This is a genomic window from Fictibacillus gelatini DSM 15865, assembly GCF_000430745.1.
Classification (GTDB): Bacteria; Bacillota; Bacilli; order Bacillales; family Fictibacillaceae; genus Fictibacillus_A; species Fictibacillus_A gelatini.
The window spans coordinates 136,970-142,969 of record NZ_KE387230.1 but is presented as its reverse complement, the minus strand read 5'-3'; the positions used below and the strand labels follow the sequence as shown (position 1 = coordinate 142,969).

At 43.3% G+C, this 6,000-nt stretch carries 7 protein-coding genes; all 7 read right to left on the bottom strand.

The genetic code is table 11. The features are described from left to right. The coding region (locus tag H538_RS25815) for a T7SS effector LXG polymorphic toxin (protein WP_245595279.1) at nt 1-170 on the bottom strand (170 nt) is incomplete at its 3' end. Beyond that, a complete protein-coding gene (locus H538_RS0119565; RefSeq protein ID WP_026679007.1) occupies nt 167-451 on the bottom strand; it encodes a YwqI/YxiC family protein in 285 nt (94 codons plus the stop codon). The genes H538_RS0119565 and H538_RS25815, both read right to left, overlap by 4 nt. 1 nt (nt 452) lies before the next feature. Beyond that, nucleotides 453-845, bottom strand: a complete 393-nt coding sequence (locus H538_RS0119560; RefSeq protein WP_026679006.1) for a YwqH-like family protein — start codon at nt 843-845, stop codon at nt 453-455. A gap of 383 nt (nt 846-1,228) precedes the next feature. Beyond that, nucleotides 1,229-2,056, bottom strand: a complete 828-nt coding sequence (locus H538_RS0119555; RefSeq protein WP_026679005.1) for a carbohydrate ABC transporter permease — start codon at nt 2,054-2,056, stop codon at nt 1,229-1,231. Nucleotides 2,057-2,068: 12 nt separating this feature from the next. Further along, nucleotides 2,069-3,418, bottom strand: coding sequence for a carbohydrate ABC transporter permease (locus H538_RS0119550; protein WP_051291583.1), 1,350 nt, complete (start codon nt 3,416-3,418; stop codon nt 2,069-2,071). A gap of 147 nt (nt 3,419-3,565) precedes the next feature. Beyond that, complete coding sequence (locus H538_RS0119545) at nt 3,566-4,873, bottom strand: ABC transporter substrate-binding protein (protein ID WP_026679003.1); 1,308 nt, start codon at nt 4,871-4,873, stop codon at nt 3,566-3,568. 84 nt (nt 4,874-4,957) lie between these two features. After that, nucleotides 4,958-5,947 carry a LacI family DNA-binding transcriptional regulator gene (locus tag H538_RS0119540; protein WP_026679002.1) on the bottom strand — a complete coding sequence of 330 codons (990 nt, stop codon included), beginning with the start codon at nt 5,945-5,947 and terminating at the stop codon, nt 4,958-4,960. Nucleotides 5,948-6,000: the final 53 nt, after the last annotated feature.

Sequence of the window (6,000 nt, the reverse complement as noted above, 5' to 3'; positions counted from 1 at the left end):
GCAAAATGCTTTTTGATCGCTTCTCCGCCGCGTCCCTTTAAGTTATCATCTAACTCGATGACTTTTTTCATGGCCTCCCGGATGGCATGAACCTGTTCTTTCTCTTGTTCCTTTTTTTCTACCCATCGATCGATTCCATCTAGTACTTCCGACACGTCCAACACTTTCATCGCTTATTCTCCCTTTCAAAGTTATCCGCAAGACGATGTTCTGTTTCTACGAATGATTCAATATTTGACCAGGCATCGGATTCCGCCTTTAATAGCCTCGTTTTATAATCGTGAACAGCCTTATCATAACGCTCTTCCAATTCTTGAAGAAACTTCAGAAATTGAAGAGAAGAATGTCGGAATACAGGTTTTGAGGCAGCTGGATGGAAGTCATTTGTTTTATCCTTTAATGTATCAAATGCGGATTTAATCTCCTGTTCCTTTATTTTAATCTCCGGCACATTATCCCTCCTCATCTTTTACGTGTTTGATTTTCTTATGAATGAATTGGATCGAATCAGAAATACTAGCATTGGCCCGTTCTAGCTGTAAAATTTTGTCCTCAATTCTAGTCAAAAGCTCTTCAATTTGACGATCATTTATTGCTTTAAACGCCCGCTCATTTACTTCCCGTAAGTTTCCGAAATGATTCGCATGTTTCCCGGACCAGATTGTTCGCGACAGTTCCGGCTTATAAATGAGTCTTTTGTTGTTCATTAGCTCTTCTTGTTCATTAGAAATCTTACTTTTCGCCTCATACAAACGTCTTACCTTTTCTTCATTTGCCCGTAATTGCTCCATATATAAAGACACTTCACGATTTAATGTCATTAATCTATATTGATTATCGATCATATGTGTACACCTGCCGTGTAAAATAGGGAAACTTTTACTTTTTCCTAATTATAACAAAATGCTTTTCTATGCGTATGGTTATAGGACAAAACGATTCTTTCTACCTACACAATTATTTGCTTTAAGACTTTCTTACTAAAATTATCGTTTCTGGACGGCGCTGTGCCACCTGGTAGGAAAAGAAAGACAAGTCGATCAGTAACTTAGTAAAATATCATACTTATTTGATTTATGTATTTGTGAACGTTTGTTACCCAAAATGCAAAGTTTATTGTCCGAAAATAATGGGAAATTTTTTCTTTCTATAATTTTCTTAGCTAAAGGGGAACTTTTAAAAAAATAGGGTAAGCCCGCTAAGTGGAGCAGGCTTACCCATTGTTTTTTTATTCTTTCACCGCTCCTGAGGTCAGGCCAGAAATGATGCGGCGCTGGAACAAAAGGACGAGGATGACGAGCGGAATCGTGACAATAATGGTTGCAGCCGATATTTCGCCCCATGGAACTGTAAATTGTCCCTGGAACATGGCGATTCCGACCGGCACGGTTTTGAACTTTTCTTCCGTATTGATGGTCAGAGCAAAGAGAAACTCATTCCAGCATGCGATAAAGACGAGGATCGCTGTCGTGAAAATGCCTGGAACTGCCAGTGGCATAATGACTTTCCAATATGTTTGCATTAATGACGCTCCGTCCATTTTTGCCGCTTCTTCAAGATCAAACGGAATCTTGCGGAAAAAGGTGACGAGAATCCAAATCGATAACGGCAAGGCAAAGGTCGTATACGGAATAATCAAGCCCATATAAGAATTCGTAAGGCCGACATTTTTCAAGAAAATATAAATCGGGGATATGGTCGCGATTTGCGGAAACATCGAAACCGACAGGACGAGCCCGAGAATGACGGTTTTCCCTTTAAAATCGAGCCTGGCGATTGCATATGAAGCGAGCGAGGCGACAAACACGGTATAAACCGTCGTAATAAAGGCAACGACAAAACTGTTCCACATATAGCGTAAAAATGGGTGATTCGCAAATACAGATACATAGTTTTTAAATGTCGGGTGGTCTGTAAATGGCGTAAAAGCTTTGTCCCCAAACAATTCAGTCGCCGGTTTAATGGAACTCGCCAGCACCCATAAAAAAGGGAACATGACGACAAAGACGAAGACAACAAGAAAGATATAAAATGGCACACCTGCTTTCTTTTTCATCCGTACACCCCCTTATTTCGCCCCATCCTGAAGCAAATCCTTTCCGAGAAATTTAATATAGATCATAGAGATGATGGCAACACAAATGAAGACGATCACCGACAATGCCGACCCTTCTCCGAAATTAGTTTGTGAGAACATTACTTTGTAGGCAAGGACGGAAATGGTCTCCGTCGAGTTCGCCGGACCCCCGCCGGTCAATACGAAAATGAGGTCGAACACGCGGAATGCATCCAGCGTGCGGAACAAAAGGGCGACTAATATGCTGGATTTTAAAAGCGGCAGGGTAATCGTCAAAAATTGCTTCCATTTTCCCGCTCCATCAATCGCTGCGGCCTCATACATCGACGCTGGAATCGTTTGCAGTCCAGCGAGCAGCAGTAACGCCATATACGGTGTTGTTTTCCATACATCCGCAAAGATAACGGAAAAAAATGATCCGGTTTCAGTTGTCAGAAGGTTCGTCATATGATCGACGAGTCCGACCTTCTCAAACAACTTCGCAACGACCCCGTTTTGCCCGTCATATAAATATTTCCACATTAATGCCGAGACGGCCGTTGGAATCGCCCATGGGATTAAAATGCTCGCCCGGACGAGCCCGCGCCCGAAAAACGCTTTATTGATCAACAATGCAATAGCAAGGCCAATGGCCAATTCAATAAATACAGATATAACCGTGAAAATGACCGTATTGCTGATGGCTTTCCACATTCTGTTCCCTGAAAGGTTTTCCGTATAATGCTTAAAGCCTATGTAATTCGGCTCGATGAAAGAATCATCCAGGCCAGACGCAAGTCCTTTAAGCTTGTTCCCTTGCTTGAACGTTGTTTCTTTTGTTAGAGCAGACACTTCATTTGCAATCGCCGTGACCTCTTTCATCAGTTTTTTTGCCGTGTCGCGATCGACGTCTACAATACTTAGATCAGACGGTACTTGCTGAAAATTTATCAGCTTCTCATTGACCGCATTGTAGCTTTTTTTCACAGTAGGATCTTGCTGAATCTCGCGGTCCACTTGCTGTAGCCTTTCTTTTATTTTCTGCAGTTGATCTGGAGCATTTCCGCTTCGGATTTCACTATCGATCGTTCCGATTAAAAACGGATAGTTGTTTAAATAACGATCCAAATCGAGGCTGTAATTGATATGGGTAGACGATTTTGTCGGATCATTCAGCCTCAAGTCAAATAAACTAAAATAAAATGATTGCAAAACAGGCCATATCGCTATGACAAGAATTAAAATAAGGGCAGGCAGAACGAGTAAATAAGCAGCAAGCTTATCAGATCGTTTTTTTCTTTTCGAGGTGTTTGTCTTTACAGAGTGAATCGGATCGCGGCCTGGCTGGATGTCGCTTTTCATTTCCCCACTCCTTCCATTTTCTAAAAAAAGGTGTCAGCCTTTTAGACCAACTTGCTAAAAAAATTTTTGTACGAAAGCGGATGTCGGAATCGGCGATTCGCCGATTCCAGTCTTCCCTGTCGGTTTATAAGCTGACACCCGGGTTGATTATTTCTTTAGCTTTTCTTTCATTTCTTTGTCCATCGCTTTCACAGCCTGCTCTACCGTTTCTTTTCCGGCAATGGCGTTCGATACATGAATTTGGATGATTTCGGAAATTTCCGGATAGTTTGGCGCAACCGGACGTGGTACAGCAGCCTCTAACCCTTTTTGGAAGTTTTTATTGCCGAATGTAGGGTTCGCCTTAATGACGTCTTGATCATCATAAAGCTTCGTGATCGTTGGCGCATGCCCGCCGTAAATGGCATCAATCTTCTGCCCTTCGGCTCCGGTCATGAACTTTAAGAATTCCCAGGCTTCTTTCGGATGCTTTGTATTTTTGTTAATGCCGGCCATCCAGCCGCCGAGCGCTGCAGCTGAACCTTTATCTCCGGCAGGAAGCGGAGCGACGCCGACTTTGCCAGCAATTTTTGATTTTTCCTTGTCATTGGCGCTGGCGTATTCATATGGCCAATTTCGCAAGAATACCGTTTGTCCCTCAATAAATGCCGTATCCGATTCAATTTCGGTAAACGTTGTCACATTCCCTGGAACAGCATTTGACTTTGCAACTTCAACCAATTTCTTTAATCCTTTAATCGTTTCAGGGCTGTTAACGGCGACCTCGCCTTTTTCATCGATAAACTTGCCTCCGTAAGCGGCAACGAATTCGATCGCATTACATACGAGCCCTTCATATTGCTTCGCCTGCATGACGTAGCCAAACTTTGTGCCGCCTTTTCCTTTCAGCTCCTTAGCCTGCTTTAATAAATCGTCCCACGTTTTCGGAACTTGATCGTCCTTTACGAGGTCTTTTCGATAGTAGAGAAGGCCAGCATCGATGAACTTAGGAAGCGCCCACTGTTTCCCGTTAAACTGAGCGGCGGCTAACGCTCCCTGATTGTATTCGTCGAGCTTAATGCCATCTTGCTGGATAAAGCGATCAAGCGGCATGACGTAACCTGCCTGGGCAAATTCTGCTGGCCAGATGACGTCCATGTCAATGACATCAATTTCAGAAGATTTCGCATTAAAAGCGGTCACATACGCATCATGCTGCTGGCCGGTGTCGGAAGGCATTTCGCGAAACTTCACATCAATGTTCGGGTGAGATTTTTCAAATGCTTCAACCATTTTCGCCGTGCCTTTTGTCACATCTTTTCCGCGGGCATAGACGATCGTTACTTTTTTATTGTCCCCTTTATTGCCACTGTCACCATCCGCCTTCTTATCCGAATCATTTGAGCTGCATGCACTTAGAGCGAGTGAAAGAGACATAACTAACGGCAATAGTGTTGCTTTCTTAAACGTCTTCATTGTTCTCCTCCTTAGCGTGTAGTTGGTTCAACTATATTGGCAGCCTGTCTCCAAATTGGCCGCAACATTGAAATCGTTCTCAATTCAAGTTGAACCTCTTTCTATCAATTTAAAAGGAAGCCTAATCTTAGGAGCTTTTACATCTTTTTTATAGATAATGATGTCAATCATCAGTTCCATCGCTTTTTGCCCGATCTCTTCAATCGGCTGTTTAATGGTCGTAAGAGGCGGGTCTGTTATTGTGGCAATTTGCTGGTCGTCAAAACCGAGCACCGCGAGATCTTCCGGAATACGCAAGCCGTGGCGTTTTGCTTCTGAAATCATGCCTGCAGCTGCCTGGTCACTGCCGGTGAATACTGCCGTTGGGCGTTCTTTCATCGCAAGTATTTCCCTTACAGCCCGCTTTCCGCCTTCGATGTCACTCACATCGCCAAACATCCATTCTTTACGTACTGCTAAGCCATGTTCATTTAACGCTTTGCGGAAACCAGCTTCCCTGTCTGAAGAAAGCTCGCTTATCATTCTTCCGCGACAATGGGCGATATGTTGATGGCCTTTCTCAATTAAATGCTTTGTACCTATGTAGCCTCCGTAAACCTGGTCAAGCCCGACCGTTGGCACATGGGCATTCTTTTCGTATTCATTGCATAGGACGATCGGCCCGTCCTCAATAAATTCAGTCAGCTTGTCCCATTCATTTTCAATCGCTGTTAAAATCACCCCATCCACTTGTTTCGTTTTAAGAAGGCTTAAAAACTTCCATTCTTTTTCACGGTCATGTTTCGTCTGGCAAACGAGCAGCTGGAGGTTATATTTTGTCGCGACCGAATCAATCCCTTCAAGTAAATAAGCAAAAAAAGGATTAGTTAAGAGCGGGACAAGCACAGCGATCGTATCCGTTTTTTGATTTCTCAACTTTTGTGCTGAAGCATTGGGGTAGTAGTTGAGTTGTTCCATCGCATCGCGAACGAGCCGTATTTTCTCTTCTGATACGTGAGGATAATGATTAATGACCCGGGATACAGTGGAACGCGACAAACCAGTTAATTTTGCCACATCAGCTATTGTTGCCAAGTCATCCTCCTTTCCAAGCTCCTAAACTAGTTTGATTGGTGAGAATTTGAAAT

What these genes read in the sequence shown, in the direction of transcription:
- H538_RS0119560 (WP_026679006.1), bottom strand. Translation starts at nt 845, where the DNA reads ATGATCGATAATCAATATAGATTAATGACATTAAATCGTGAAGTGTCT.
- H538_RS0119555 (WP_026679005.1), bottom strand. Translation starts at nt 2,056, where the DNA reads ATGAAAAAGAAAGCAGGTGTGCCATTTTATATCTTTCTTGTTGTCTTC.
- H538_RS0119545 (WP_026679003.1), bottom strand. Translation starts at nt 4,873, where the DNA reads ATGAAGACGTTTAAGAAAGCAACACTATTGCCGTTAGTTATGTCTCTT.
- H538_RS0119550 (WP_051291583.1), bottom strand. Translation starts at nt 3,418, where the DNA reads ATGAAAAGCGACATCCAGCCAGGCCGCGATCCGATTCACTCTGTAAAG.